Raw genomic sequence first — 26,887 nt, 5'->3', positions numbered from 1 at the left:
CCCTCATGGGGGAGAATGGTCCGGTGAGCACGATCTTCCCCACCGCAAAACGTTCGAAGCGTGGCTACGATCCGGCCGAGGTCGACGAGTTCCTCGACCGCGCTCGCGCCGCCTACGGGCAGGACACCGACGCCGACGCCGATGCGATCCTGAGCGCGGAGGACATCCGGCACGTGGCGTTCCGGCTCGTGCGGGGTGGCTACAGCACCGAGCACGTCGACGCGGCGCTCGAGCGACTCGAGGATGCCTTCTCGCTCCGCGAGCGGGAGCGGTCGGTCGAGGAGCGCGGCGCCAAGGAGTGGCTGCGCGACGCCCGCGGCACCGCGCAGGTCATCCTCAACCGGCTGACGAGGCCGGAGGGCCAGCGGTTCCAGCGGGTGAGCCTGCTCGCCCGCGGCTACAGCCGGAAGGACGTGGACGCCCTCGCGGATCGCCTCGTCGCCTACTTCCACGACGGCACACCGCTCAACGTCGACCGCGTCCGCACGGCCGTGTTCCGCAACGAATGGGCCGGTTACCGCGAGTCCCAGGTCGACGCACTGCTCGACAGCGTCGTGGACGTCATGCTGGCGGTTCGCTGAGCGTCGGCCGACCAGGTGGCCTGATCAGGCATTCTCGGCTACCATCGATGCATCGTGCCTCAAGACTCAACTGACGTGACCCCGTGGAAACCATCAGCCCAGCCGAACACCGGTAAGGCGGTTCAGCCCTACCGTCGGCCGCGCTCTCGCGGCAAGAAGGTCCTCGGGATCTTCGCGGCGACGGCTGCGTTCGGCTTCGTCGCCGTGACGATGGTCGACCCGACCTCGAGCGTCGTGGCGTCCTCCTATGCGGAGAAGCAGGCGCAGTTCGGTGGCAACGCCGCGCAGTCGGTCGTCGCAAGCTCGAACTACCAGTACACCTTCGCCCGCGACAGCTACGAGGTCGTCGCTCCGCCCCCGCCGCCTCCCGTGGCGACGCCCGCCGCGACCGGCGGCGGTTCCTCGTCTACGGGCAGCGCTCCCGCGGCAGGCACGCCTGACCCGGGTACGGCTCAGGCCATCGCCTACGACATGGTCATGGCCAACGGCTGGGGCGAGGGCGAGTACAGCTGTCTCGTCTCCCTGTGGAACCGCGAGTCGGGTTGGAACGTGTACGCCTACAACGCCAGCTCCGGCGCCACGGGCATCCCGCAGGCGCTTCCCGGCTCCAAGATGGCCTCGGCCGGAGCCGACTGGGCGACCAACCCCGCGACGCAGATCACCTGGGGTCTCGGATACATCACGAGTCGGTACAGCACGCCGTGTGGTGCGTGGGCCCACTCGGAGTCCAACGGCTGGTACTGACCGGAACCGCCTCCCGACACGGTCGTGGAGGCTGAGCCTAGACTTGACCCATGCCCCGACACCACCGCCACCGGCCACGGCCCGGCGACGACGAGGGTAACGGTCTCGAACGGCTGATGGCGGGGTGGAAACGCACCGAGGACCATCGAGACGGATCCTGGTTCGTCCAGCCCGTCAGCGGTTCCAGTGCGCAGAAGACCTATGTGTGTCCTGGATGCGGACAGTCCATCCCGCCCGGCACCGCCCATGTGGTGACGTGGCGCGCTGACGGGGTCCTGGGCGACCAGGCCGACATCGCTGCCCGACGGCACTGGCACTCCCACTGCTGGCGGATCCGGTGAACGCCCACACGCCGCGTATCGACCCGACCACACTGCCCCGGAGGACCCACTCATGACCGACACCATCGAGATCCGTGGTGGCGCCGAGCTCCCCGCCGTCCGCGAGGAGATCGAGCTGCACACGGCCGACGGCCTGACCCTCGTCGGCGAGCTCGCGGTGCCTGCCGACGGCGAGATCGTCGCGACCCTGGTGACGCTGCACCCGCTGCCGACCGCCGGCGGGTTCATGGACTCCCATGTGCTCCGGAAGGCCGCGGCGCGCCTGCCTGCGCTCGCGGGGATCGCGGTGCTCCGCTTCAACACCCGCGGCACCTCGTCTCCGCGAGGGACGAGCGACGGCGCGTTCGACGGCGGCGTCGGCGAGCGGGCCGATGTCGAGGCTGCGCTGGCGTTCGTGGTCGAGCGCGGGCTTCCGCATCCGTGGATCGTCGGGTGGTCGTTCGGGACCGAGCTGGCCTTGAAGTACGGTCGCGACCCGGCCGTCGACGGCGTGATCCTCCTTTCTCCGCCGCTGCACCGCACGACGGAGGACGAGCTCCGGGCCTGGGCCGGCGACGATCGGCCGATGGTCGTCCTCGTGCCCGAGTTCGACGACTACCTCCGACCAGCGGAAGCGGCGGAACGGTTCGGCGTCCTCCCCGGGGCCACCCTCGTCCCGGTGGACGGTGCCAAGCACCTGTGGGTGGGGGAGAGCCAGACCCGACGCGTGCTCACCGAGATCGTCGCTGCAGTGCGTCCCGAGGCGCTGCCGCTCCCGACGCACTGGCCGGCCCCCGGCCTCTCAGCGGCCGTCTAGCCGCCTCCCAGTCATTTCCGATAGCCTGAACCACCTGCGTCTCCTGCCGGCCCGACCCGCCGGATCCCGTCGGACGCAGGATCACCCGCGTCGCTCCGACGCCAGAGGAGAGTAATCCGTGCGTTTCGTTCTCGCCATCGCCGCGTTCGTCGTGGCAGCCGTCATGATCGTGACGGGAATCGCGCAACGGACCGTGTTCCTCTCGCCCGGCACCTTCAGCCTGTCCACGACGGTCGACAGCGGTGATCGGTTCATCGTCATCCCCGGGAGCGTGCTGCAGTCGCAGCCGGGAGCGCAGTCCATCGTGGCGGGCGCGGGCGGCGACACCCAGGTGTTCATGAGCTACGGGCGATCCGACGACATCACGGCCTGGCTCGGCGACGAGCCCTACAGCCGCGTCGGCGTCAACAGTGCCGGCACCGCCCTGACGACCACCACCGTCACCGCCGAGGCGGACGCGACCGACGACGGGGCGACCCCGAGTCCGGAGCCGTCGGCGACGCCGGCCCCCGAGGCCACCGACGACACCACCACCTCCGAGAAGGGCCCGGACCCGCGCGGATCCGACCTCTGGCTCGGCGAGTACGACGAGGCGGGCGCGGTCATCGCGACGATGAACCTGCCGAAGGACATCGACGTGCTCATCGCGACCGACGGTACGGCCGCCGCTCCGGATTCCCTCCGCCTCTCCTGGCCACTCGACAACGCCACCCCGTGGGCCGGCCCGCTGATCGCCGGTGGCATCCTCGTGCTCCTCGCCGGCATCGTGCTCTACCTCTCGGGGATCCAGCGCATGCGTCGCTCGCGAGGCCCGCGTCGCAAGGGTCCGGGACAAGGACAGAAGGGCATCACCAAGATGTCGAGACAACCGAAGCCGCGCCGCCCCCGTGAACTCGGAGCCGGCAAGACGAAGCGCTCCCCGCTCCGCCGCTCCCTCGTCGTGGGCGTACCGCTCGTCCTCATCGGCACGCTCGGCCTGAGCGGTTGCTCCCAGGACTACTGGCCGACCATCGGAGCGCCGTCACCGACGCCCACCGTCACCGCGACGGACCTGCCGGCCGACAGCCAGGACCAGGACTTCGCGGCGCCCGTCGTCACCGTGCCACAGGTCGAACGGATCGTGTCGCGGATCTCCACGGCGGCGTCCGAGGCCGATGCTGCGCTCGACGGCACCGCTGCGGCCGTCCGGTTCTCCGGGCCGGCGCTCGAGGAGCGCACCGCGAACTACGCCCTCCGCTCGAAGGTGGCCGACGCCGCCGGAGCGACCCCCATCCCCGCCTCGCCCGTCACGCTCACCCTGCCTCAGGCGACGGACGCCTGGCCACGGACGGTCATGACCGCGATTCAGGACAAGGCCGACGAGACGGTGTCACCGACGGTCCTCGTGATGACCCAGCAGGACCCGCGGTCGAACTACCAGGTCGTCTACGCGGAGAAACTCCTCGAGGGCGCCCGACTCGAGAACGTCGCGCCCGCGACCATCGGTGCCGCGAGCGTCCCGCCGGACTCGAAGCTGCTCGTCATGCCGCCGGAGGAGATCGCCGCGGCCTACGCCGACATCATCACGAACGGCGACGCGAGCACCTTCGCCGGCTTGTTCAACGCCGATGGCGACGTCTTCCGCACGCAGGTCGCCGCGGACCGCGCGACGAAGGCCGCCAACCTGCCGACGACGGCGAGCATCGCCTTCTCGGCGGCCGCCGGTACCGGCCCGAACGTCGCGCTGGCGACCAACGACTCCGGCGCGATCGTCGCCGTCAACGTGCAGGAGGGCGAGGTGGTCTCCGTCGTCACAGCCGGTGCTACCGTGAAACCTTCGGGTGCGGTAGCCGCGCTCTCCGGGATCACCGAGAGCGCAAAGGGGACGCAGGCCACCTACGGCGACCAGCTCCTGTTCTACGTGCCAGCCGTCAACTCCGGAGAGAAGATCACCTTGCTCGGATTCACCCAGACCCTCATCGCCGCATCGGAGCTCCCGTGAGTGCCGCGGAGCCGAGCGCGGCACACCTGCGCGGCGCCGTCGACCTCTCCGGCCTCGCGCGTCGCCACCAGACGCCGCCCGCCGGCGCGCCGACGCAAGCAGGCGCGCCTGCAGAAGCGCCCGGCGCGACGACCGACCAGACCGTCCAGGTCCCGTCCCTCGTCTTCGACGCGACGGACGACGGGTTCGGACAGGTCGTCGAGCTGTCCTCCGTGGTCCCCGTCGTCATCGACCTCTGGGCCGAATGGTGCGGACCGTGCAAGCAGCTCTCGCCGGTGCTCGAGCGCCTCGCCGCGGAATACGCCGGTCGCTTCGTGCTCGCCAAGGTGGACGTCGACGCGAACCCGCAGCTCTCCCAGGCCTTCCAGGCGCAGTCGATCCCCATGGTCGTCGCCGTCGTGGGTGGACGCCCGGTGCCGATGTTCAACGGCGCGATCCCGGAGTCGCAGGTGCGTGACGTGATCGAGCAGTTGCTGCAGCTGGCCGAGCAGAACGGGGTCTCCGGTCGGGCTGTCGTCGCCGATGGCGACGCTGCAGCCCCCGCCGAGCCCGTGGAAGAGCCGCTGCCGCCCCTCCACGCCGAGGCGTACGAGGCCATCGAGCGCGCCGACTACCCGACGGCCATCGCCGCGTATGAGAAGGCCATCGCGCAGAACCCGAAGGACGACATGGCTGTGGCCGGCCTCGCCCAGGTCCGTCTGCTGCACCGCCTCACGGGGAAGACCCTCGATGAGATCCGCGGACGAGCGGCCGCCGCTCCCGACGATCTCGACGCCCAGCTGACCGTCGCCGACCTCGACCTCTCCGGAGGGCACCTCGAGGACGCCTTCGACCGGCTGCTGACGCTGTTCCCCGACCTCGACCAGTCGGGCAAGGACACCGTCCGGACGCGCCTGCTCGAGCTGTTCCAGGTCGCCGGCGTCACCGATCCGCGCGTCATGAAGGCCAGGGCCCGGTTGACCGGTCTCCTGTACTGACCGACCGCTGCACGACGAAGGCCCGCCTCCCTCAGGAGGCGGGCCTTCGTGGTGCATCCGGGTGCTGCGGAAGCCTGGTCAGCCGACGTGCTTGAGCCAGATCATGCCGAGCGGAGGGAGCGTGAGCTCGGCGGAAGCCGGGCGTCCCGCCCACGGTGACGCCGACGCCTCGATCGATCCGTAGTTGCCCACGCCGGATCCGCCGTACTCCACGGCGTCGGTGTTGAGGAGTTCCTCCCACCGACCCGCGCGAGGCAGACCGACCCGGTACGGCCCGACGGGGGCACCGGAGAAGTTCACGAGCGCGGCGATCACGTTGCCGTCGTCGTCCCAGCGCAGGAAGGAGAGCACGCTGTTCTGCGCGTCCCCGGCGTCGAGCCATTCGAAGCCGGCGGCGTCGTGGTCGAGGGCCCAGAGAGCCGGGTGCTCCGTGTACACGGCGTTGAGTCGGGACACGAGGCCGAGCAGTGCCCGGTGGCTCGGCTGGTCCAGGATCCACCAGTCCAGACCGCGTTCCTCCGACCATTCGGAGGGCTGACCGAACTCCTGGCCCATGAAGAGCAACTGCTTGCCGGGGTGGGCCCACATGAAGGCGAGGTAGGCCCGCATGTTCGCGAGTTGCTGCCAGTGGTCACCGGGCATCTTCGCGAGGAGGGATCCCTTGCCGTGGACGACCTCGTCGTGGCTGATCGGCAGGAGGAAGCTCTCGCTGAAGGCGTAGACCATCGAGAAGGTGATCTCGCCGTGATGGTGTGACCGGTAGAGCGGGTCGTGCTCGATGTACTGGAGCGAATCGTGCATCCAGCCCATGTTCCACTTCAGGCCGAAACCGAGTCCGCCCTCGCTCGTCGGCGCGGTGACGCCGGGCCAACTCGTCGACTCCTCGGCGATCATCACGATGCCGGGGTTCCGTCGATAGGCCGTCGCGTTCGCCTCCTGGAGGAGACTGATCGCTTCGAGGTTCTCGCGCCCGCCGTGGACGTTCGGCAGCCACTCGCCGTCCTTCCGCGAGTAGTCGAGGTACAGCATCGAGGCGACGGCGTCGACCCGCAGGCCGTCGACGTGGAACTCCTCGAGCCAGTAGAGGGCGTTGGCCACCAGGAAGTTCTTGACCTGGGGCTGGCCGAAGTCGAAGACGAGGGTGCCCCAGTCCGGCTGTTCGCCACGTCGCGGGTCGGGGTGCTCGTAGAGCGGCTGACCGTCGAAGTTCGCGAGGGCCCACTCGTCCTTGGGGAAGTGGCCGGGCACCCAGTCCATGAGGACGCCGATCCCCGCGCCGTGGAGACGGTCGATCAGGTACTTGAGGTCGTCGCTCGAACCGAAGCGGCTGGTCGGCGCGTAGTAGCCGGTGACCTGGTAGCCCCAGGACCCGCCGAAGGGGTGCTCGGCGAGCGGCATGAACTCCACGTGCGTGTAGCCGAGCTCAGCGATGTACTCGATGAGCTGGTCCGCGAGGTCCCGGTAGCCGAGCCCGGGACGCCAGGAGCCGACGTGCAGCTCGTAGACGCTCATGGGTCCGTTGTGGGGATCGCTCGCGGCCCGCCGATCGAGCCACGCCTCGTCGGTCCAGCGGTAGTCGCTGACACCGGTCACGGATGCGGTGGCGGGGGAGCGCTCGGTGAACCGGGCCATCGGGTCGGACCGGCGGACCCAGTCGCCGTGCTGGGTCAGGATCTCGAAGCGGTACAGCTCGCCGGCGCCGATGGTGGGGATGAACAGCTCCCAGACACCCGTCGCACCCATGTTGCGCATAGCGTGCGCCGTGCCGTCCCAGGAGTTGAGGTCGCCGATGACCCGGACCGCGCGCGCGTGGGGTGCCCAGACTGCGAACGCGGTGCCGGCGACCGACTCGGTGACCCCACGCAGCTCGGTGACGTGTGCGCCCAGGGCGTCCCAGAGCCGTTCGTGACGACCCTCGCCGATGAGGTGCAGGTCGAGTTCGCCGATCGACGGCGCGAACCGGTACGGGTCGTCGGCGTTCCAGATCGATCCGTCGCCGTAGCGGGCGTCGAGCGTGTAGTCGATGATTCCGTCGACGTGGAAGCCCTGCCAGATGCCGGCGCGGACGTGCGCGAGCTCCACGCGCGCACCGTTGGCGAGCACCGCCGTCACCTGCTCGGCCAGCGGGCGTCTGGCGCGGACGACCACGAGAGGGTCGCTCACCCCGCCGAGGTCGACGAGGTGCTGGCCGAGGATCTGGTGCGGATCGTGATAGCGGCCCTCCGCGACGGCGTCGAGGATCCAGTCCTCGACGGAGGGGAGCGGGAGCTCCCGGGGCGCCGGTGTGGCGTCGACAGGCATCGGTGCGGCTCGACGGCCGGAGCGCTTCGGTGCAGCGGCTCCGTCTGGGGTCACAGGGCTGGTGGTCATGGTCGGATCCTCACGCTCAGGATGTGCACGGGCTCGGTGAAGGCGTCGAGGCGCACGAAGTTGCTGTCGGACCAGATCCACTCGGCTCCCGTGACGAGGTCCGTGACGTCGAAGCTGCCGCCCGGGACGCCGCCGAACACGGTCTGGTCGAGGTGCACCATGGTCTGTCGGACCGAGTGCGGATCGAGGTTGGCGACGACGAGCAGGGTGTCGTGCTCACCGGTGCCGGTGAACCGCTGGTCGAGATGCTTGCTGAAGACGAGGATCTGGTCGTCGTCGCTCCAGTGGAAGCTGATGTTGCGCAACTGCCGGAGGGCGGGATGCGCACGCCGGATCTGGTTGAGCAGGGTGAGGTACGGCGACAGCGAGGTGCCGGCGGCTTCCGCAGCGGCCCAGTCCCGCGGACGATACTCGAACTTCTCGCTGTCGATGTTCTCCTCGGCACCGGGACGGGCGACGTTCTCGATGAGCTCGTACCCGGCGTAGACCCCCCACGTCGGCGCGGCGGTCGCAGCGATCGCCGCACGCACCTTGTACGCCGCCCGGCCACCGAACTGGAGGTACTCGGTGAGGATGTCGGGGGTGTTCACGAACAGGTTGGGCCGGAGGAAGTCCGCGGTCTCGGTCGCTGCCGCGCCGAGGAACTCCTCGAGCTCCTCCTTCGTGTTGCGCCACGTGAAGTAGGTGTAGCTCTGCTGGAACCCGACCTTCGCCAGACCCTGCAGCAGGGCCGGACGGGTGAAGGCCTCCGCGAGGAACACGACGTCGGGGTCCGTCCGGTTGACGGTCGCGAGCAACCACTCCCAGAAGTCGAGCGGCTTGGTGTGGGGGTTGTCGACGCGGAAGATGCGGACACCGAGCGAGATCCAGTGCCGGACGATGCGCAGCACCTCGGCCCGGATGCCCTCGGGGTCGTTGTCGAAGTTGACCGGATAGATGTCCTGGTACTTCTTCGGCGGGTTCTCGGCGTATGCGATCGTGCCGTCGGGGAGGGTCGTGAACCACTCGGGGTGCTCGGTCACCCAGGGATGGTCCGGCGACGCTTGCAGCGCGAGATCGAGGGCGACCTCCAGGCCGACCTTCTTCGCCTGGCGGACGAAGGCGACGAAGTCCTTCTCCGTGCCGAGGTCGGGATGGATCGCGTCATGACCGCCCGCGGCACCACCGATCGCCCAGGGGGAACCCGGGTCGTGCTCGCCGGGCGTGAGGGTGTTGTTCGGCCCCTTGCGGAACGTCACGCCGATGGGGTGGATGGGCGGCAGGTAGAGGACGTCGAACCCCATCGCGGCGACGGCCGGCAACCGACCGGCTGCGCTGCGGAAGGTGCCCGACGTCCAGGAGCCGTCCGGGTTCCGCTCGGCACCCTCCGACCGAGGGAAGAACTCATACCAGGAACCGACGCCGGCCCGGGTTCGCTCGACGCGGACCACGCGCTCGTCGCTCGTGCTCGCGAGACCGGCGAACGGCCGGCGGTCGGCGATGGCCAGGAGTTCGGGGTCGTCGAGCACCGCGAACCGCGCTGCCGGCTCGGCGTCGGTGTCGCGGAGGAGCTTGGCGGCGGCGGTGAGGAAGCGGCGGTCCTTCGCCGGGCGGAGCTTGTCCGTCGCGGCGCGCTCGAGGAGTTCCGCGCCGATGAGGTACATGAGCTCGACGTCGACGCCGGCCTCGATCTTGACCCGGGCGTTGTGCTCCCAGGTCGAGAACTCGTCGGCGAAGGCGCGGACCTGGTACCGCCAGGTACCCTCCGTCGCGAGTTGGACCTCGACCTCGAAGCGGTCCGTGCCCGGGGCGCCCGGAGCCATCCGATGCGCGACCGTCTTCCCGCGCGGATCGGTGAGCAGGAGCTCGACCCCGATGAGGTCGTGTCCCTCGCGGAACGCGGTCGCACCGAACGGCACCACCTCGCCCGCGAACGCCTTGGCCGGCCAGCGGCCACCTTCGACCGAGGGGGTCGGATCCAGGATCGGGATGCGCCCGATGCTCGGGGACAGCGTGAGCGACACCGGAACGGCGTCGTCGACGGTGGAGGACTGCGGTACTGACTTCGGCATAGTGCGTTCCATCTCCTTCGGTGCCACTGGTCCGACCGTACCGCGAAACGACCACCGATGAAGGGGCGCGCGGGGTGTCGCGCGTCATGCTAAGGCCTTGGGCGCTGCCGTGTCCCGGGTGGCCGCCCGATGAGCGTTCGGGTGCGTTCCGCGGTTGCCATAGAGTGAGCGCGTGAAGGCTATCCGCAGGTTTACCGTCCGCGCGCTCATCCCCGAGTCCCTGACCTCGCTCACCGCCCTCGCTGCGAACCTGCGGTGGTCGTGGCACGAGCCGACGCAGCGCCTGTTCGACGAGATCGCACCGGACGTCTGGCGCGAGTCCGACCACGATCCGATCAGCGGCCTCGGACTCGTGACACCGGAGCGACTGGCGGAACTCGCCGCCGATGCGGACTTCGTCGGCCGGGCCGACGCCTTGCACGCCGACCTCCGCCGGTACCTGCAGGAGCCGCGGTGGTACCAGGGCCTCCCGGACCCGAAGCCACAGACGATCGCCTATTTCTCGCCCGAATTCGGAATCGCCGCGGCCCTGCCGCAGTACTCGGGCGGACTCGGCATCCTCGCCGGCGACCACCTCAAGAGCGCCTCCGACCTGGGGGTGCCGCTCGTCGGCGTGGGTCTCCTGTACCGCTCCGGATACTTCGCGCAGTCGATCACGAACGACGGCTGGCAGCAGGAGTCCTATCCCGTGCAGGACCCCGACGGACTCCCGGTCACCGTGCTCCGGGAACCGGACGGGACACCGGTCACCGTCACCCTGGCGCTCCCCGACGACCGGAGCCTGTCGGCACGGGTCTGGATCGCCGAGGTCGGTCGGGTGCCACTGCTGCTGCTCGACACGGACATCCCGGAGAACGTCGCCGACCTGCGCGGCGTGACGGACCGGTTGTACGGCGGGGGTGGCGAGCATCGACTCCTGCAGGAACTCCTCCTCGGCATCGGCGGCGTCCGAGCGATCAAGCAGTGGAGCGAGCTCACGGACCACGCGCTGCCGCAGGTCTACCACTCCAACGAAGGCCACGCCGGTTTCCTGGGGCTCGAGCGGATCAGCGACCTCGTCGGGAACGGACTCTCCTTCGACGAGGCGCTGCAGCTCGTGCGCGGCGGGACCGTCTTCACGACGCACACCCCCGTTCCAGCCGGGATCGACCGGTTCGACCGCGAGGTGATCACGCGCTACTTCAGCGGTGACCTGCTCCCGGGCGTCGCCGCACCGGACGTCCTCGCACTCGGCGACGAGACGGCGAACGGCGGCTCGGCCGACGTGTTCAACCTGGCGATCATGGGCCTGCGTCTGGCGCAGCGCGCGAACGGCGTCAGTCGGCTGCACGGCGAGGTGAGCCGGGCGATGTTCCGAGGGCTCTGGCCCGGCTTCGACGTCTCGGACGTGCCGATCACGTCGATCACGAACGGTGTCCACGCCCCGAGCTGGACGGATCCGTCGCTCGTCGACCTCGCCGTGGACCGGTGGGGGACGACCGACACGAGTCGGGCGGACTGGTCCGATCCCTCGCTCTCGGACGCCGAGCTCTGGTCGCGGAAGCACGGTATGCGGGAGCGCCTCGTCGCCGACGTGCGGCGCCGGATCGCCGATGGGTATCGGACCCAGAACCCGCAAGCGGTGCTCCCGTCCTGGATCGACGAACTGCTCGACCCCGAGGTGTTGACGATCGGGTTCGCCCGGCGTGTGCCGAGCTACAAGCGGCTCACCCTCATGCTGCGCGATCCCGACCGACTGCGCGCGATCCTGCTCCACCCCGAACGGCCCGTCCAGATCGTCGTCGCGGGCAAGGCACACCCGGCGGACGACGACGGCAAGCGGCTCATCCAGCGCCTCGTGCAGTTCGCCCAGGATCCCGAGCTCCGATCGCGCATCGTCTTCCTGCCGGACTACGGCATCGGGATGGCCAAGACGCTCTACCCCGGCTGTGACGTGTGGTTGAACAACCCGTTGCGTCCGCTCGAGGCCTGCGGGACGTCCGGCATGAAGGTCGCACTCAACGGAGCACTGAACCTGTCGATCCTCGACGGATGGTGGAACGAGTACGCGGACGGCGAGAACGGTTGGGTCATCCCGTCGGCGGACGGGGCGGCGGACGACGAGGAACGCGACGCCCTCGAGGCCACCGCGCTGTACGAGATCCTCGAGCACCAGCTGGTACCGCGGTTCTACGAGCGCGAGGACGACGGGCTGCCGCAGCGCTGGATGCAGATGGTGCGACACACGATCTCGACGCTGTCCGAACCGCTCAGCGCCGACCGCATGGTCCGCGAGTACACGGAGCGCATGTACCTCCCGGCGGCGGCGATGGAGCGCGAGCTGAACGCGTCCGATCAGCAGCGGGCGCGCGAGCTGGCGGCCTACAAGCAGCGGGTGCGCGAGGCCTGGCCGCAGCTGGCGGTCGCCCATGTCGAGAGCGGCGGTGTCGACGCGGTCCCGCAGGTCGGTGACGTGCTGCGGCTGCGCGCCTACGTCCAGCTGGGATCGCTGTCACCCGAGGACGTGACCGTCGAGGTGGTCTGCGGGGTTCCCGGTGCCGGAGGTGAACTGCTCGACATCCGGACGCAGCCGCTCGAGCAGCAGCAGTCCCCGTCGACGAGTCGGCCGGAGCACACGCTCGAGTACGCCGGGACGCTTCCCCTCGATCGGGCCGGCGGGTTCGGGTACACGGTGCGCATCGTGCCGAGACACGAGCTGCTCCTCACCCCCGCGGAACTCGGGCTCGTCGCCGTGGCGGACCAGTAGGGCGATCTCCTCCGACGCGCCGGTGCGACCCTGAGACCGGTGCGTCGAGGGATCCGACTATCTGGCGATCCGCGCGACGACGGCGGCGACGGCCGATCCGAGGTCGGACGGGGCGAGTTCGAGGTCGAACCCGCGCCGACCACCCGAGACCAACACCGTCTCGTGCTCGAAGGCGCTCTCGTCGAGCACCGTCGGGAGCGTGGTGCGCTGCCCGATCGGGCTGATGCCGCCGACCACGTAGCCCGTCTTCCGCTCGGCGACGGCAGGGTCCGCCATCGTCGCCCGCTTCCCGTCGAGGGCCGCCGCGAGCGCCTTGAGGTCGAGTTGGTCGGCGACCGGGACGATCGCGACGACGAGCGACCCGTCCACCTCCGCCAGCAGGGTCTTGAACACCCTGGGCGGGTCGACTCCGAGCGCCGCGGCGGCTTCGAGACCGAAGGCCGTCACCGACGGGTCGTGACGGTAGGAGCGCGGGGTGAAGGGGATGCCCAGCGAGGTCAACGTCACCGTCGCCGGGGTGACGCCTCCCTCGGCCCTGCGTTTCGCCATCGTCAGACGGCTCGGAAGAGCTGCATCGACGTCGCCGAGACCGGGACCGTCTGGCCGGGGACGAACTGCTCCTCCTCGGACGTCGGTGCATCGTCCGCGGAGTTCCAGATGCGCACGAACGCGGTCACGCCCTCGTGCTCGGGCAGGGTGACGTCGACCGGCTGCTCGACGCCGTGCACGATGAGCAGCACGCGGTCGAGCTCCTCGGACTCCGGCGTGCTGGTCGAGAAGAACTGCAGTGTCCGGTTCCGGGGACTCGTCCAGTCCTCGGTGCTCATGGTCGCGCCCGAGGCGTCGAACCAGTCCATGACGCTCGCGCCGGGCACCGTCGTCCCGGCGGCGGCGAAGTGCTCCGGTCGGAGGGCGGGGTGTTCGCGCCGGAGTTCGAGGAGCCGGCGGCTGTGCGCGAGCAACTGGTCCTGCCAGGGCTCCCTCGTCCATCCGACCCACGTCAGCTCGGAGTCGTGACAGTAGGCGTTGTTGTTGCCGCGCTGACTCCGCCCGAACTCGTCGCCCGCCGTGAGCATCGGGACACCCGCCGACAGCAGGAGCGTGCCGAGCAGGTTCCGCATCGCCTTGCGACGAGCGGCGCGGATCGCGGGGTCGTCCGTCGGGCCCTCGGCACCGTGGTTGAAGGAACGGTTGTTGTCCGTGCCGTCGCGGTTGGACTCGCCGTTCCCGACGTTGTGCTTGACGTCGTACGAGACGAGGTCGGCCAGGGTGAACCCGTCGTGGGCCGTGATGAAGTTGACGGAGGCCAGCGGACCGCGCTCAGCGGAGAAGGTGTTGCTCGATCCGGCCAGACGGGTCGCGAACCCACCGATCCCGACCGGGGCGTCCGCCCGTCTCGCGTAGTCGATGTCGGAGAGCCAGAAGTTGCGGACGCGATCCCGGTACCGGTCGTTCCACTCGTGCCAACCGGCGGGGAAGTTCCCCGTCTGCCAGCCGCCCATCCCGACGTCCCAGGGCTCGGCGATCATCTTCGCGTCGACGAGCGACGGCTCGTGGACGATCGCCTCGAGCAGGGGGTGGTCGGGCGTGAACTCGACCGCCTCGTTCCGACCGAGCGTCGCAGCGAGGTCGAACCGGAAGCCGTCGATCTGCACCTCGTCAGCCCAGTACCGCAACGAGTCGAGCACGAGCTGTTGGGGGACCGGGTGGCCGAAGTCCACGGTGTTGCCGCAGCCCGTCACGTCGATGTAGGCGCCGGTGGCGTCCTGACGGTAGTAGGTCGCGTTGTCGATGCCGCGGAAGCTCGTGCGGGGGCCGCCGGGCCCCTCCTCGGCGGTGTGGTTGTAGACGACGTCGAGGATGACCTCGAGGCCGGCCTCGTGCAGCAGCTTCACCATGCCCTTGAACTCGCGGAGAACTTCGTCCGCGCCACCCGCCTGAGCCGTCTTCGTCGCGTAGGAGGCCTGTGGACTGAAGAAGTTCAGGGTGTTGTAGCCCCAGTAGTTGACGAGGCCCTGCTTGATGAGACGCTGCTCAGAGGTGAACGCGTGCACCGGCAGCAGTTCGACGCTCGTCACCCCGAGATCGCGCAGATGCGCGATCATCGCGGGGTGGGCGAGGCCCGCGTACGTGCCCCGCAGCTCCTCCGGCACGTCGGGGTGCAGCTTGCTCAGCCCCTTGACGTGCGCCTCGTACACGACGGTCCGGTCGAGCGGGACACGGGGTTTCTGCACACCGCCCCAGTCGAACGCGTCGTCGACGACGACGGAACGCCACTGCTCGGCCGACACCCGGGCGAGGCCGCGGGCGTAGGGGTCGAGCAGCAGGAGGCTCGGGTCGAAGGCGTTGTTCGGCGAGGACGGCCCGGAGGCGCGGACCGCATAGCGTCGGCCGAGCACCAGCTCCTCGGAACTCCCACTCCAGACCCCGTCGTCGCCGCGGGTCATCTCGACCGAGTGGGTGATCCAGTTCAGATCCTTGTCGTCGAAGATCACGAGTTCGAGGGCATCCGCATGCTCGGACCACACACGGAGCTCACCACCGGACGGGCCGAGGCGGACGCCGAGATCGTGGAAGGGGTCACCAGCGTTCATGGGTTCTACAGTAGTGAGTGCGGGAGTGCGCGAAGATCCGCGGACACCGCGGCGAGGGGAGGAGCGGCATGGTGGTGTACCTGGACCACGCCGCGACGACCCCGGTGCGATCCGAGGTGATCGAGGCCTACGCGTCCGCGATGGCGACCGTCGGCAACCCGGCCTCCATCCACGGCCCCGGGCAACAGGCCCGCCGCCTCCTCGAAGAGGCACGTGAGCGGGTCGCTGCGACCCTCGGGTGCGACCCCATCGAACTCGTCTTCACCTCCGGCGGCACCGAATCCATCAACCTCGCCCTCAAGGGGCTCTACTGGCACCGCCAGCAGGATCGACGCCGCGCCGCCGTGCTCGCACCCGCGGGGGAGCACCACGCCACGCTCGACACCGTCGAATGGCTCGAGCGCCACGAGGGTGCATCCCCGCTCTGGATCCCGCTCGATGACCTCGGCCGGGTCTCACTCGACACGGCGGCCGAGCGCTTCGCCGACCACGGCCCCGACATCGCCGTGGCGACGGCGCTTTGGGCGAACAACGAGGTCGGCACCATCCAGCCCGTCGTCCGGCTGGCGGCGCTCGCCGCAGCGGCCGCGGTGCCGTTCCACCTGGACGCGGTCTCGGCCTACGGACACCTCCCCATCGACCTCGCCGACCTTCGCGCCGCATCCGGATCGGTCGGTGCCAGTGGTCTCGTCGCGCTCAGCGTCTCCGCGCACAAGATCGGTGGTCCCGTGGGGATCGGAGCGCTGGTCGTGAGCCGCGCAGCCGTGGTGGAGCCGTTGCAGCACGGTGGCGGACAGCAGCGCGGACTCCGCTCCGGCACGCAGGACGTCGCGGCAGCCGTCGGATTCGCCGTCGCCGCGGAGCTCATGGCGCTCGAGCGGACCGCGGAGCAGGAGCGTCTCGGCACCTTGCGCGACCGACTCGTGGCCGGCGTGCGGGCGACCGTTCCGGAGGCCGAGCTGACGGGCGATCCCAGCGAGCGACTCGCGTCGAACGCGAACTTCGTGTTCCCCGGCGCACAGGGAGACTCGATGCTCTTCCTCCTCGACCTCGCAGGGGTGGCGGTCTCGACGGGTTCCGCCTGCCAGGCCGGCGTCCCGGAACCGTCGCATGTCCTGCTCGCGATGGGACGCCCGGAGACGGAGGCCCGATCGGTCCTCCGGATCACGCTGGGTCGGACGACGACCGAGACGGACGTGGACGACTTCCTCCAGGCCCTGCCGCGCGCGTACGCACAGGCGAGTCGGGCCGGTTCCGCCGACCGCGACACGGCGCTGGGCGCTCGTCCCTGAGCAGCCGTCTCGTCACCGCTTGCAGGTGGCCGTCCAGCGGCTGGCGCGTAGACTTGCCCGGTGAAAGTTCTGGCAGCGATGAGTGGCGGAGTCGACTCCGCCGTGGCAGCGGCACGCGCCGTCGACGCAGGCCATGAGGTGGTCGGCGTCCACCTGGCGCTCAGCCGGATGCCGGGCACGCTCCGGACCGGCAGTCGCGGGTGCTGCACCATCGAGGACTCGATGGACGCCCAGCGTGCGGCGAACCTGATCGGCATCCCGTACTACGTGTGGGACTTCTCGGAGCGCTTCAAGCTCGACGTGGTGGACGACTTCATCGCCGAGTACCGCGCCGGCCGGACCCCGAACCCGTGCATGCGTTGCAACGAGAAGATCAAGTTCGCGGCGTTGCTCGAGAAGGCGCTCGACCTCGGGTTCGACGCGGTCGTGACCGGTCACTACGCCACGATCGTCACGAGCCCCGAGGGTGATCGTGAGCTGCACCGCGCGAGTGCCTGGGCCAAGGACCAGTCGTACGTCCTGGGCGTGCTCACCGCCGAACAGCTCGCGCACTCGATGTTCCCGCTCGGCGCGACACCGTCGAAAGCCGAGGTCCGAGCCGAGGCCGCGGAGCGCGGCTTCACGGTGGCGAACAAGCCCGACAGCCACGACATCTGCTTCATCCCCGACGGCGATACGAAGGGCTGGCTGGGGGAGCGGGTCGGCACCGAGACCGGCCAGGTCCTCGACCGAGACGGAGCCGTCGTCGGTTCGCACGAGGGTGCCCACGCCTTCACCGTCGGCCAGCGCAAGGGCCTGCACCTCGGCGTGCCCGCGCCGGATGGACGTCCGCGCTTCGTCCTCGAGGTGCGTCCGAAGGACAACACGGTCGTCGTCGGGCCGAAGGAGGCGCTCGCCATCGGCGAGATCGCCGGTTCGCGCTTCACCTGGGCGGGGAGGGCTCCGGAGGTCGGTGTCGCACCGATCCCGTGCGACGTCCAGATCCGAGCGCACGCCGATCCGGTTCCCGCCGCACTGACGCTCGTCGACGGCGAGCTCGTCGTCCACCCGGAGACGCCACTCGACGGCGTCGCTCCCGGACAGACCGCCGTGCTGTACAGCGGGACGCGCGTCCTCGGCCAGTTCACGATCGACCGCACCGTCAGTGCGGTGCCCGTCGGAGCCGCCGCCTCCGCCTGAGGACCCCAGGAACGACGGAACGCCCGACGAGCCAGGCTCGTCGGGCGTTCTGCGTCGGTCGTCAGGATCGGGTCTGTGCGCCCGCCTTGGACTTCTTGGGCTTCTTGACGAAGAGGGTCTCCGCCTCCTCGAGCGTCAGGCCGTTCGTCTCGGGGATCTTCGCGAGGACGAAGACGAACGAGAGGAGCGCGAACAGCGCGTACATGCCGTAGGTCACCGGCAGGGAGAACGCGGCGAGGGCCGGGAAGCTGACTGTGATGAGGAAGTTCGCGATCCACTGCGCCATCGCCGCGACACCGAGCGCCTTCGCGCGCAGGCGGTTCGGGAAGATCTCGCCGAGGAGCACCCAGACGAGCGGTCCCCACGACGCGCCGAACGCGACGACGAACACGTTGGCGGCCACGAGGGCGATCGTGCCCCAGGGCTGGGGCAGCGAGACCTCGCCGGCGCTGTCGGTGACCGACTGCGTGAACGCGATCGCCATCGCGCCGAGCGAGACCGTCATACCGATGGAACCCGCGAGGAGGATCGGCCGTCGACCGATGCGGTCCACGAGCAGGATGGCGACGACGGTGACCGCGACGTTCGTCACTGAGGTGATGACCGAGATGAGGAGCGAGTCGGACTCCTGGAACCCGACGGCCTTCCACAGCGTCGTCGAGTAGTAGAAGATCACGTTGATGCCGACGAACTGCTGGAAGATCGACAGGATGATGCCGATCCAGACGATCGGCAGGAGCCCGAAGCGTCCGCCCCAGAGGGTCGCCTTCTTCTGCTGCTCATCGTCCTTCACCGCCTGCTCGGCGAGCTTGACGGCGCGATCCACCTCCTCCTGCGGCCAGACGGTCGCGAAGATCCGACGGGCCTCGTCCGACTTGCCCTTGCGGACGAGGAACCGGGGCGACTCGGGGAGCCGCATCGCGAGCACGCCGTAGACCACGGCCGGGAGCGCGCAGGCGATGAACATCCAGCGCCAGGCCTCGACGCCGAACCACAGCGGGTTCGAGGCGCCGCCGGCGGCGCCCGCCAGGACGGAGTCGGACAGGAGCGCGGCGAAGATGCCGAGCGTGATGGCGAGCTGCTGCAGCGAGGCGAGACGGCCGCGGATGGCGCTCGGGGCGATCTCGGCGATGTACGCCGGAGCCACGACCGAGGCGATGCCGATACCGAGCCCGCCGACGATGCGCCAGATCACGAGGTCCCAGGGGGAGAAGGCGAAGCCGGCTCCGAAGGAGGAGATGAAGAACAGGCCTGCACCGAGCAGCATCGTGAAGATGCGGCCGCGGCTGTCGGCGATCCGGCCCGCGAGGTAGGCGCCGAGCGCGCAACCGAGCAGCGCTGACGCGACCGCGAAGCCGATGAGCGCCTCACTGAGCGCGAAGTGGTCCTGCATCGCGTCGACCGCGCCGTTCACCACGGAGGAGTCGAATCCGAAGAGGAAGCCACCGACCGCGGCCGAGACGGAGATGCCGATGACGCGCGCGGTCAGCTGCTTGCTGGTAGGAGCCGCCCCCGTTCCCGGACTGCTGGACTGGGACATGGTTCCTCCGATTCCGCGCGCATGGTTCCTGCGGCACTGCGACACCCTACTCCTCGATGAGACCCGCCCCGACCCGGTTGCGCACATCTGGGAGGACGTGCCGGGTGTCAAGCGCCCGCCGGTGTCGGACGCCGCTCGTAGACTGGACGCCGTGGCGAACAGCACCGGACAGACCCTCCAGCAGGCATCGACCGAGGCCGAGGAACTCACCTCGCGCATCCTCGAGCTTCGCGACGCGTACTACGAGCGCGACGAGTCGCTCGCCTCCGACGAGGAGTACGACGCGATGCTCCGTCGGCTCGAGGAGCTCGAGCGTCTCTTCCCCGAGCTGCAGAGCCAGGACAGCCCCACCCAGACCGTCGGTGGGCGTGCCGAGACCACGCTGTTCGCCCCGGTCACCCACCTCGAGCGCATGCTCAGCCTCGACAACGTCTTCTCGATCGAGGAGTTCCTCGCCTGGGCCGCCAAGGTCGAGCGCGACGCCGGAGGGTCCGTCCAGTACCTCTGCGAACTGAAGATCGACGGCCTCGCCATCAACCTCCGGTACGAGCGCGGCCGCCTCGTGAGCGCGGCCACGCGCGGCGACGGCGTCGTCGGCGAGGACGTCACGGAGAACGTGCGGTACATCCGTTCCATCCCCGAACGCCTGACGTCGTCCGACCCCGAGGTCGAGTTCCCGGAGGTCGTCGAAGTCCGGGGCGAGATCTTCTTCCCGGTCGAGGCCTTCCGCGAACTGAACGCCAACCAGGCGGCCGCCGGTGAACGGGTCTTCGCCAACCCGCGCAACGCGGCGAGCGGTTCCCTGCGCCAGAAGGCGGAGAGCAAGAACCCGGCCCAGCTCGCACTCATGCACGACCGGCTCGGCCGACTGCAGATGCTCGTCCACGGCATCGGCGCCTGGGAACAGCCGCCCGTCGCCCGGCAGTCGCAGGTCTACGAGTTGCTGCACAGCTGGGGGCTCCCGACCTCCTCGCACTACCGGGTCCACGACGAGGCGACCGGCGCGGCGGACTTCATCGAGTACTTCGGCGCCCACCGCGACAGCGTCGAGCACGAGATCGACGGCGTCGTCGTCAAGGTCGACGATCTCGCGCTCCACGGCGAGCTCGGCGCGACGAGTCGTGCTCCGCGATGGGCCATCGCCTACAAGTACCCGCCCGAGCAGGTGAACACGAAGCTCCTCGACATCGTCGTGAGCGTCGGGCGCACCGGCCGCGCTACCCCGTTCGCCGTCATGGAGAAGGTGCTCGTCGCCGGCAGCGAGGTGCGTCAGGCGACCCTGCACAACCAGGACGTCGTGAAGGCGAAGGGCGTGCTCATCGGCGACACCGTCGTCCTCCGGAAGGCCGGCGACGTCATCCCCGAGGTCCTCGGCCCGGTCGTCGAGCTCCGCGACGGCTCGGAGCGGGAGTTCGTCATGCCCGAGCGCTGCCCCGAGTGCGGTACCCCCCTCGCCCCCGCGAAGGAGGGCGACATCGACCTGCGCTGCCCGAACGCGCGGAGCTGCCCGGCGCAGGTGCGCGGACGCGTCGAGCACATCGGCTCCCGTGGCGCGCTCGACGTCGAGGCGCTCGGCGAGGTGGCGGCAGCGGCGCTCACCCAGCCGGTGGAGCCCGCGGAACCACCGCTGACGACTGAGGCCGGACTCTTCTCGCTCACGATGGCCGACATCTTCCCGGTCACGGTGATCGTCCGCGACAACGAGACCGGGCTGCCCAAGCTCAACGAGGACGGATCCGAGAAGCGCGTCACGCCCTTCCGCCGCCGACGCGCCAAGAGGGACGGCGTGCACGATCCGGCCGCGGCCGAGTTCGACGGCGACGAGTCCTCGGTGCCGTCCAAGAACGCGATCGAACTCCTCGCCAACCTCGACGGCGCGAAGACCCGCCCGCTCGCCCGGTTGCTCGTGGCACTGAACATCCGCCACGTCGGCCCGGTCGCCGCCCGGTCACTCGCGGAGTACTTCGGTTCACTTGATGCCATCCGTGCGGCCACCCGCGACGAGCTCGCAGAGGTCGACGGCGTGGGCGGGATCATCGCCGACGCCCTCATCGCCTGGTTCGAGGTCGACTGGCATCGCGAGATCGTCGAGGAGTGGACTGCGGCGGGCGTGCAGTGGGCGACACCCGGACACCCGGGGCCGGGCGCGGCGGTCGCGGCCGGTGGTGTGCTGTCCGGTGTCACCGTCGTCGCCACCGGTTCGCTCGACGGCTTCACCCGGGAGGGCGCGCTGGAAGCGATCGTGCAGGCGGGCGGGAAGGCTGCGTCGAGCGTCTCGAAGAAGACCGACTTCGTCGCCGCCGGCCCGGGTGCCGGGTCGAAGCTCGCGAAGGCCGAAGCACTCGGTCTGCGGATCATCGACGCCGAGCAGTTCGCCCTGCTCGTCTCCGAGGGTCCGGCGGCGCTCGGCGAGCCGGAGGCCCCGGCCGCGGATGAGGCCGAGGGTGCGGCGTCCGCCGACGAGGTGCCGACGGACTGACCTCAGTCCTGGTCGGCCTGCAGCAGCTCGTCGCGGACCTGGCGCCGCAGCACCTTGCCGATGAGCGACTTGGGGAGTTCGTCGACGACGACGACCCGCTTCGGCACCTTGTACGGGGTGAGGATCTCCCGCGCCCAGGCTCGGAGGGCATCCGGATCCACGGTGGCACCGGGAGCCGCGACGACGGCCGCGACGACCTGCTCGCCGGAGTGGGGATCGGGGAGCCCGACGACGGCGGCGTCAGCGACCGACGCGTGCCCGCGGAGCACCTGCTCGACTTCGCTCGGCGACACGTTGAACCCGCTGGTGATGATGAGCTCCTTGATCCGGTCGACGACGGTCATGAACCCCTCCTCGTCGATGGACACGATGTCACCGGTGCGGAACCAACCGCCTGGGAGCAGGACGGCGGCGGTCTCCTCGGGCTTGTTGTAGTAGCCGTTGAAGACCTGCGGGCCGCGGACGAGCAACTCGCCCGCCTCGCCGGCCGGACGATCGGTCTCCGGGTCGTCGGGATCCACGACGCGCACCTCGGTGCTCGGCAGCGGGAGGCCGATGGTCCCGGGCTTCCGCGCGGTCGAGACCGGGTTCGCGGAGATGACCGGTGAGCACTCGGAGAGCCCGTAGCCCTCGACGAGGAAGCCGCCGGACGCGGCTTCGAACGGGACGACGAGGTCGTGCGGCAGCGGCATCGCGCCCGAGATGGCGATCTCGGTGCCCTGCAGCGACACGCCCTGCTCGGTCGCCGCGGTCAGGAGTCGGTCGGCGATGGGCGGGACGGCGGGCAGGAAGGTCGGCGGTCGCTTCTTCATGACTTTGAGGACGAGTGCCGGGTCGAACTTCGGGAAGAGGACGAGGCGCGAGCCCATGCTCATGGCGAAGGTCAGGCAGAGCGTCAGGCCGTAGGCGTGGAACATCGGGAGCACCGCGTAGACGACGGCCTCCCCGCGCTTCACCGTGGGCACCCAGGCACGGGACTGCGCCGCGTTCGCGAGCAGGTTGCCGTGGGTGAGTGCAGCACCTTTGGGCGAGCCCGTCGTCCCGCTCGTGTACTGGATGAGTGCGAGGGCGTCGGTCGCGGGCTTCGGGTGGCTCGCCGGCAGCGGCCCCGAGGTCAGGAGCTGCTCCCACCGCACGGTGCCCGAGACCGGCGCGGTGAGCTGAGCCCGTGAGGCTCTCGCCTTCGGGATGGGCAGACGGAGAGCGGCGCGCATGTGGAGCGGCATCGCCCGGGTCACGTCGATCGTCACGAGCGAGTGCACCGCCAGGTCGGCCGGGAAGTCCTGCAGGTGCTCGGCGACCTTGTCCCAGACGATCGCGAACGTCGCGCGGTGGTCCTCGAACTGGTGGCGGAGTTCTTGGGGGGTGTAGAGCGGGTTGTGCTCGATGACGACGGCGCCCAGCCTGAGGACCGCGTAGAACGCGACGATGTGCTGCGGGCAGTTCGGGAGCATGAGGGCGACGGGGTCTCCCGCCCGGACACCGAGTGCGCGCAGGCCGGCGGCGGCACGGGCGATGAGCGTCTCGAGCTCCGTGTAGGTGGTGGTCGACCCGAAGAACTCCAGCGCGACGGCGTCCGGGTAGCTCGCGGCGGAGGCTTCGACGAGATCGCCGAGGCTGCCGGTCTGCTCAGGGATGTCGTCCGGCACGTCGGCGGCGTAGCTCGCGAGCCAGGGACGCTCGTGCGGGGGACGGGGACGGCTGCTCGAGTCGTTCTGGGTCACCGTCCCACTGTAGGGGCGGAGCCCGACGGACGACCACGTCCCTGGCGAATAGACTGGAGCGACCGCCACCGCTACACGTACGGGAGACGCATGTCGGAAATCACTACCGAGCAGGTCGCGCATCTCGCGAACCTCGCTCGAATCGCCCTGAGCCAGGACGAGATCGCCCACCTCACGACGGAGCTCGACTCCATCGTGGACAACATCCAGAAGGTGCAGCAGGTGGCCACGCCTGACGTCCCGGCGACGAGCCACCCGATCCCACTCGAGAACGTGTACCGCGACGACGTCGTCGGCAACACGCTCACGCGGGAGCAGGCGCTGCAGAACGCGCCGGAATCGGCCGACGGTCGCTTCAAGGTCTCGGCGATCCTGGGGGAGGAGCAGTGAGCGGGTTGATCGGTCTCACGGCAGCCGAGCTGTCGAGCAAGCTGCGCGCTGGCGAGGTCTCCAGCGTCGAAGCCACCCAGGCGCACCTCGACCGCATCGCGCAGGTCGACGGCGACGTCCACGCCTTCCTCCACGTGTCGGACCACGCACTCGACGTCGCCGCCGACATCGACGCACGCCGTGCCGCGGGCGAGGACCTCGGCGAGCTGGCGGGCGTCCCGCTCGCCATCAAGGACGTGCTGGTCACGACGGACATGCCGTCCACCTCGGGGAGCAAGATCCTCGAGGGGTACCTGTCACCGTTCGACGCGACCGTCGTAGCCCGGTCGCGTGCCGCCGGTCTCGTGCCGCTCGGCAAGACGAACATGGACGAGTTCGCCATGGGCTCGAGCACGGAGCACTCCGCGTACGGCCCGACCCACAACCCGTGGGACCTCGACCGCATCCCCGGCGGTTCCGGCGGTGGCTCCGCTGCCGCGGTCGCCGCGTTCGAGGCGCCCATCGCCCTCGGCAGCGACACCGGCGGGTCCATCCGCCAGCCGGCGCACGTGACCGGCACGGTCGGCGTGAAGCCGACCTACGGCGCGGTCAGCCGCTACGGGGCGATCGCGCTCGCCTCCTCGCTCGACCAGGTCGGGCCGGTCAGCCGCACGGTCCTCGACTCGGGCCTCCTCCACGACGTCATCGCCGGGCACGACGCCCTCGACTCCACCTCGCTCCGCGACGCCTGGCCGTCGATGGCCGCTGCGGCCCGCGAGGGCGCGCGCGGCGACGTGCTGCGCGGCCTCCGGGTCGGCGTCGTCACCGAGCTCAACGGTGAGGGCTTCCAAGCCGGCGTGAAGAGCCGCTTCCAGGAGGCGCTCGCGGTACTCGAGGCGAACGGTGCTGAGATCGTCGAGGTCTCCGCTCCGAACTTCGAGTACGCCGTCGCCGCCTACTACCTCATCCTCCCCGCAGAAGCGTCGAGCAACCTCGCGAAGTTCGACTCGGTGCGCTTCGGCATGCGGGTCACGCCCGAGGGCGGCGGCACGGTCGAGCAGGTCATGTCCGCAACGCGCGAGGCCGGTTTCGGTCCCGAGGTGAAGCGACGGATCATCCTCGGCACGTACGCGCTCAGCGCGGGCTACTACGACGCCTACTACGGCAGTGCCCAGAAGGTCCGGACGCTCATCCAGCGCGACTTCGCGGCGGCGTTCGACCAGGTCGACGTCCTCGTGAGCCCGAGTGCCCCGACGACGGCGTTCAAGCTGGGCGAGCGTATCGACGACCCACTGGCGATGTACCTGAACGACGTCACCACCATCCCGGCGAACCTCGCCGGCGTGCCCGGCATCAGCGTGCCGATCGGGCTCGCCCCGGAAGACGGTCTGCCCGTCGGCATCCAGTTCATGGCGCCAGCACGGGAGGACGCCAGGCTCTACCGGGTCGGCGCCGCTCTCGAGGCGCTTCTCGAATCGACGTGGGGGCACACCCTCATCTCGCAGGCACCCGCTCTCGGAGGTCGGTAACCCATGGCCAAGGACAAGCTCCTCTCCTACGAAGAAGCCCTCGAACTGTACGAGCCGGTGCTCGGCTTCGAGGTGCACGTCGAGCTGAACACCAAGACGAAGATGTTCTCCTCGGCGCCGAACGGCTTCGGCGACGCTCCGAACACGAACATCTCGCCGGTCTGCCTCGGTCTGCCCGGGTCGCTCCCGGTCGTGAACGAGCAGGCGGTGCGGTACTCGATCAGCCTCGGGCTCGCCCTCGGCTGCTCGATCGCACCCTCGAGCCGTTTCGCGCGGAAGAACTACTTCTACCCCGACCTCGCGAAGAACTACCAGATCTCGCAGTTCGACGAGCCGATCGCCTTCGAGGGCTCGGTCGACGTCGAGCTGGCGGACGGCACCATCGTGACGGTGCCGATCGAGCGCGCGCACATGGAGGAGGACGCCGGCAAGCTCACGCACATCGGCGGTTCCACCGGCCGTATCCAGGGTGCCGAGTACTCGCTCGTCGACTACAACCGCGCGGGTGTGCCGCTCGTCGAGATCGTCACCAAGCCGATCTACGGCACCGAGCACCGGGCACCCGAGATCGCGAAGGCCTACGTCTCCGCGATCCGCGACATCGTCGTGGCACTCGGCATCTCCGACGCGAAGATGGAGCGCGGGAACCTCCGCTGCGACGCCAACATCTCGCTGCGCCCGCGCGGCCAGGAGAAGCTCGGCACGCGAACCGAGACGAAGAACGTCAACTCCCTGCGTTCCGTCGAGCGCGCCGTCCGCTACGAGATCCAGCGGCAGGCCGCGATCCTCAAGGACGGCGGATCCATCATCCAGGAGACGCGGCACTGGCACGAGGACACCGGTGCGACGTCCGCCGGCCGGCCGAAGAGCGACGCCGACGACTACCGGTACTTCCCGGAGCCCGATCTGCTCCCGGTCGTGCCGTCGCCCGAACTCATCGAGGAACTCCGAGCGGCACTGCCCGAGCAGCCGGCCGTCCGTCGTCGTCGGCTGAAGAGCGAATGGGGCTTCACCGACCTGGAGTTCCAGGACGTCGTGAACGGTGGTCTGCTGAACGAGATCACGGCCACCGTCGAGGCCGGCGCCGCTCCGGCCGCCGCACGGAAGTGGTGGACGGGCGAGATCTCGCGGATCGCGAACCAGCGCGATGTCGAGGCGACGAGCCTCGTGTCACCCGAGCACGTCGCGGCACTCGCGGCGCTCGTCGAGGCCGGAACGCTCAACGACAAGCTCGCACGCCAGGTGCTCGAGGGCGTCATCGACGGGGAGGGCACTCCTCAGGAGGTCATCGACGCTCGCGGTCTCGCACTCGTGTCCGACGACGGTCCGCTGATCGCCGCCATCGACGAGGCACTGGCCGCTCAGCCGGACGTCCTCGCCAAGATCCGCGACGGCAAGGTCCAGGCCGCCGGCGCCGTGATCGGCGCCGTGATGAAGGCGATGCGCGGACAGGCCGATGCGGCGCGTGTGCGCGAACTCGTCCTGGAGCGCGCCTCGCAGTAGCGGTCGCCGCTGCACCCTCGGGCCCGCGCCACCGTCGATGACGGCGGCTCGGGCCCGATGTCGTCGGCCAGGGGAAGCCCTGGTGCCGACT

The 26,887-nt window shown here is 69.8% G+C and carries 19 protein-coding genes; 13 read left to right on the top strand and 6 right to left on the bottom strand.

All coding sequences use genetic code 11. The features are described 5' to 3' along the window. Positions 1 to 23 precede the first annotated feature (23 nt). From IFU30_RS10290 to IFU30_RS10265, 6 genes are all read left to right on the top strand, one after another. Entirely contained in the window at positions 24 to 581 is a 558-nt protein-coding gene (locus IFU30_RS10290; protein ID WP_236555416.1) for a DivIVA domain-containing protein, read from the top strand. Between the two features lie 75 nt (positions 582 to 656). Next, a complete protein-coding gene (locus IFU30_RS20090) occupies positions 657 to 1,325 on the top strand; it encodes a hypothetical protein (RefSeq protein ID WP_079705666.1) in 669 nt (222 codons plus the stop codon). A 50-nt stretch (positions 1,326 to 1,375) separates the two neighbouring features. After that, entirely contained in the window at positions 1,376 to 1,666 is a 291-nt protein-coding gene (locus IFU30_RS10280; RefSeq protein ID WP_071260877.1) for a hypothetical protein, read from the top strand. Positions 1,667 to 1,718: 52 nt separating this feature from the next. Beyond that, entirely contained in the window at positions 1,719 to 2,462 is a 744-nt protein-coding gene (locus IFU30_RS10275; RefSeq protein WP_192005112.1) for an alpha/beta hydrolase, read from the top strand. A 118-nt stretch (positions 2,463 to 2,580) separates the two neighbouring features. Further along, positions 2,581 to 4,443, top strand: coding sequence for a hypothetical protein (locus IFU30_RS10270; protein WP_138946842.1), 1,863 nt, complete (start codon positions 2,581 to 2,583; stop codon positions 4,441 to 4,443). Further along, positions 4,440 to 5,420 (top strand): tetratricopeptide repeat protein, encoded by a 981-nt coding sequence (locus IFU30_RS10265; protein WP_192005111.1) that lies wholly within the window; start codon positions 4,440 to 4,442, stop codon positions 5,418 to 5,420. The genes IFU30_RS10270 and IFU30_RS10265 overlap by 4 nt, the downstream gene beginning before the upstream one ends. A 78-nt stretch (positions 5,421 to 5,498) precedes the next feature. Here the strand turns inward: IFU30_RS10265 and glgB are convergent, their stop codons facing one another. Beyond that, positions 5,499 to 7,721: a 1,4-alpha-glucan branching protein GlgB gene (glgB, locus tag IFU30_RS10260; RefSeq protein WP_192005461.1), complete on the bottom strand. Its 2,223-nt coding sequence runs from the start codon at positions 7,719 to 7,721 to the stop codon at positions 5,499 to 5,501. Positions 7,722 to 7,786: 65 nt separating this feature from the next. After that, positions 7,787 to 9,841, bottom strand: a complete 2,055-nt coding sequence (locus tag IFU30_RS10255) for an alpha-1,4-glucan--maltose-1-phosphate maltosyltransferase (RefSeq protein ID WP_192005110.1) — start codon at positions 9,839 to 9,841, stop codon at positions 7,787 to 7,789. 172 nt (positions 9,842 to 10,013) lie between these two features. Here IFU30_RS10255 and glgP point away from each other — a divergent pair, with 172 nt between their 5' ends. Then, entirely contained in the window at positions 10,014 to 12,587 is a 2,574-nt protein-coding gene (gene glgP / locus IFU30_RS10250) for an alpha-glucan family phosphorylase (RefSeq protein WP_192005109.1), read from the top strand. Positions 12,588 to 12,644: 57 nt separating this feature from the next. On the opposite strand, the gene ybaK is transcribed toward glgP, so the two are convergent. Both ybaK and glgX read right to left on the bottom strand, forming a co-directional pair. Beyond that, complete coding sequence (gene ybaK / locus IFU30_RS10245) at positions 12,645 to 13,136, bottom strand: Cys-tRNA(Pro) deacylase (protein WP_192005108.1); 492 nt, start codon at positions 13,134 to 13,136, stop codon at positions 12,645 to 12,647. Positions 13,137 to 13,138: 2 nt separating this feature from the next. After that, positions 13,139 to 15,181, bottom strand: coding sequence for a glycogen debranching protein GlgX (glgX, locus tag IFU30_RS10240; protein ID WP_192005107.1), 2,043 nt, complete (start codon positions 15,179 to 15,181; stop codon positions 13,139 to 13,141). Between the two features lie 68 nt (positions 15,182 to 15,249). Between glgX and IFU30_RS10235 the strand changes: the two genes are divergently transcribed. Together IFU30_RS10235 and mnmA are read left to right on the top strand one after the other, a co-directional pair. Beyond that, on the top strand, positions 15,250 to 16,473 hold the full coding sequence (locus tag IFU30_RS10235; protein WP_159878423.1) for a cysteine desulfurase family protein: 1,224 nt from the start codon (positions 15,250 to 15,252) through the stop codon (positions 16,471 to 16,473). 60 nt (positions 16,474 to 16,533) lie between these two features. Further along, positions 16,534 to 17,652 (top strand): tRNA 2-thiouridine(34) synthase MnmA, encoded by a 1,119-nt coding sequence (gene mnmA, locus IFU30_RS10230; protein WP_229938575.1) that lies wholly within the window; start codon positions 16,534 to 16,536, stop codon positions 17,650 to 17,652. 61 nt (positions 17,653 to 17,713) lie between these two features. Here the strand turns inward: mnmA and IFU30_RS10225 are convergent, their stop codons facing one another. Further along, positions 17,714 to 19,192 (bottom strand): sugar porter family MFS transporter, encoded by a 1,479-nt coding sequence (locus tag IFU30_RS10225; RefSeq protein ID WP_079705678.1) that lies wholly within the window; start codon positions 19,190 to 19,192, stop codon positions 17,714 to 17,716. Between the two features lie 151 nt (positions 19,193 to 19,343). Here IFU30_RS10225 and ligA point away from each other — a divergent pair, with 151 nt between their 5' ends. Beyond that, positions 19,344 to 21,671 (top strand): NAD-dependent DNA ligase LigA, encoded by a 2,328-nt coding sequence (gene ligA, locus IFU30_RS10220; RefSeq protein ID WP_192005106.1) that lies wholly within the window; start codon positions 19,344 to 19,346, stop codon positions 21,669 to 21,671. 2 nt (positions 21,672 to 21,673) lie between these two features. Here the strand turns inward: ligA and IFU30_RS10215 are convergent, their stop codons facing one another. Next, entirely contained in the window at positions 21,674 to 23,395 is a 1,722-nt protein-coding gene (locus IFU30_RS10215; RefSeq protein ID WP_342450847.1) for a long-chain-fatty-acid--CoA ligase, read from the bottom strand. 90 nt (positions 23,396 to 23,485) lie between these two features. On the opposite strand from IFU30_RS10215, the gene gatC reads away from it, so the two are divergent. From gatC to gatB, 3 genes are read left to right on the top strand one after another with little or no spacing between them, the layout of a single operon-like run. After that, positions 23,486 to 23,785: an Asp-tRNA(Asn)/Glu-tRNA(Gln) amidotransferase subunit GatC gene (gene gatC, locus IFU30_RS10210; RefSeq protein WP_064295120.1), complete on the top strand. Its 300-nt coding sequence runs from the start codon at positions 23,486 to 23,488 to the stop codon at positions 23,783 to 23,785. Continuing rightward, positions 23,782 to 25,293, top strand: coding sequence for an Asp-tRNA(Asn)/Glu-tRNA(Gln) amidotransferase subunit GatA (gatA, locus tag IFU30_RS10205; RefSeq protein WP_064295121.1), 1,512 nt, complete (start codon positions 23,782 to 23,784; stop codon positions 25,291 to 25,293). The genes gatC and gatA overlap by 4 nt, the downstream gene beginning before the upstream one ends. Positions 25,294 to 25,296: 3 nt before the next feature. After that, positions 25,297 to 26,796 carry an Asp-tRNA(Asn)/Glu-tRNA(Gln) amidotransferase subunit GatB gene (gene gatB / locus IFU30_RS10200; RefSeq protein ID WP_137241849.1) on the top strand — a complete coding sequence of 500 codons (1,500 nt, stop codon included), beginning with the start codon at positions 25,297 to 25,299 and terminating at the stop codon, positions 26,794 to 26,796. Positions 26,797 to 26,887 lie beyond the last annotated feature (91 nt).

Origin of the sequence: Plantibacter sp. CFBP 8798 (genome assembly GCF_014841195.1) — a bacterium.
Taxonomy (GTDB): Bacteria; Actinomycetota; Actinomycetes; order Actinomycetales; family Microbacteriaceae; genus Plantibacter; species Plantibacter auratus.
Note: the sequence above shows the minus strand (reverse complement) of the source record. Positions and strands in the feature narration are given on the sequence as shown.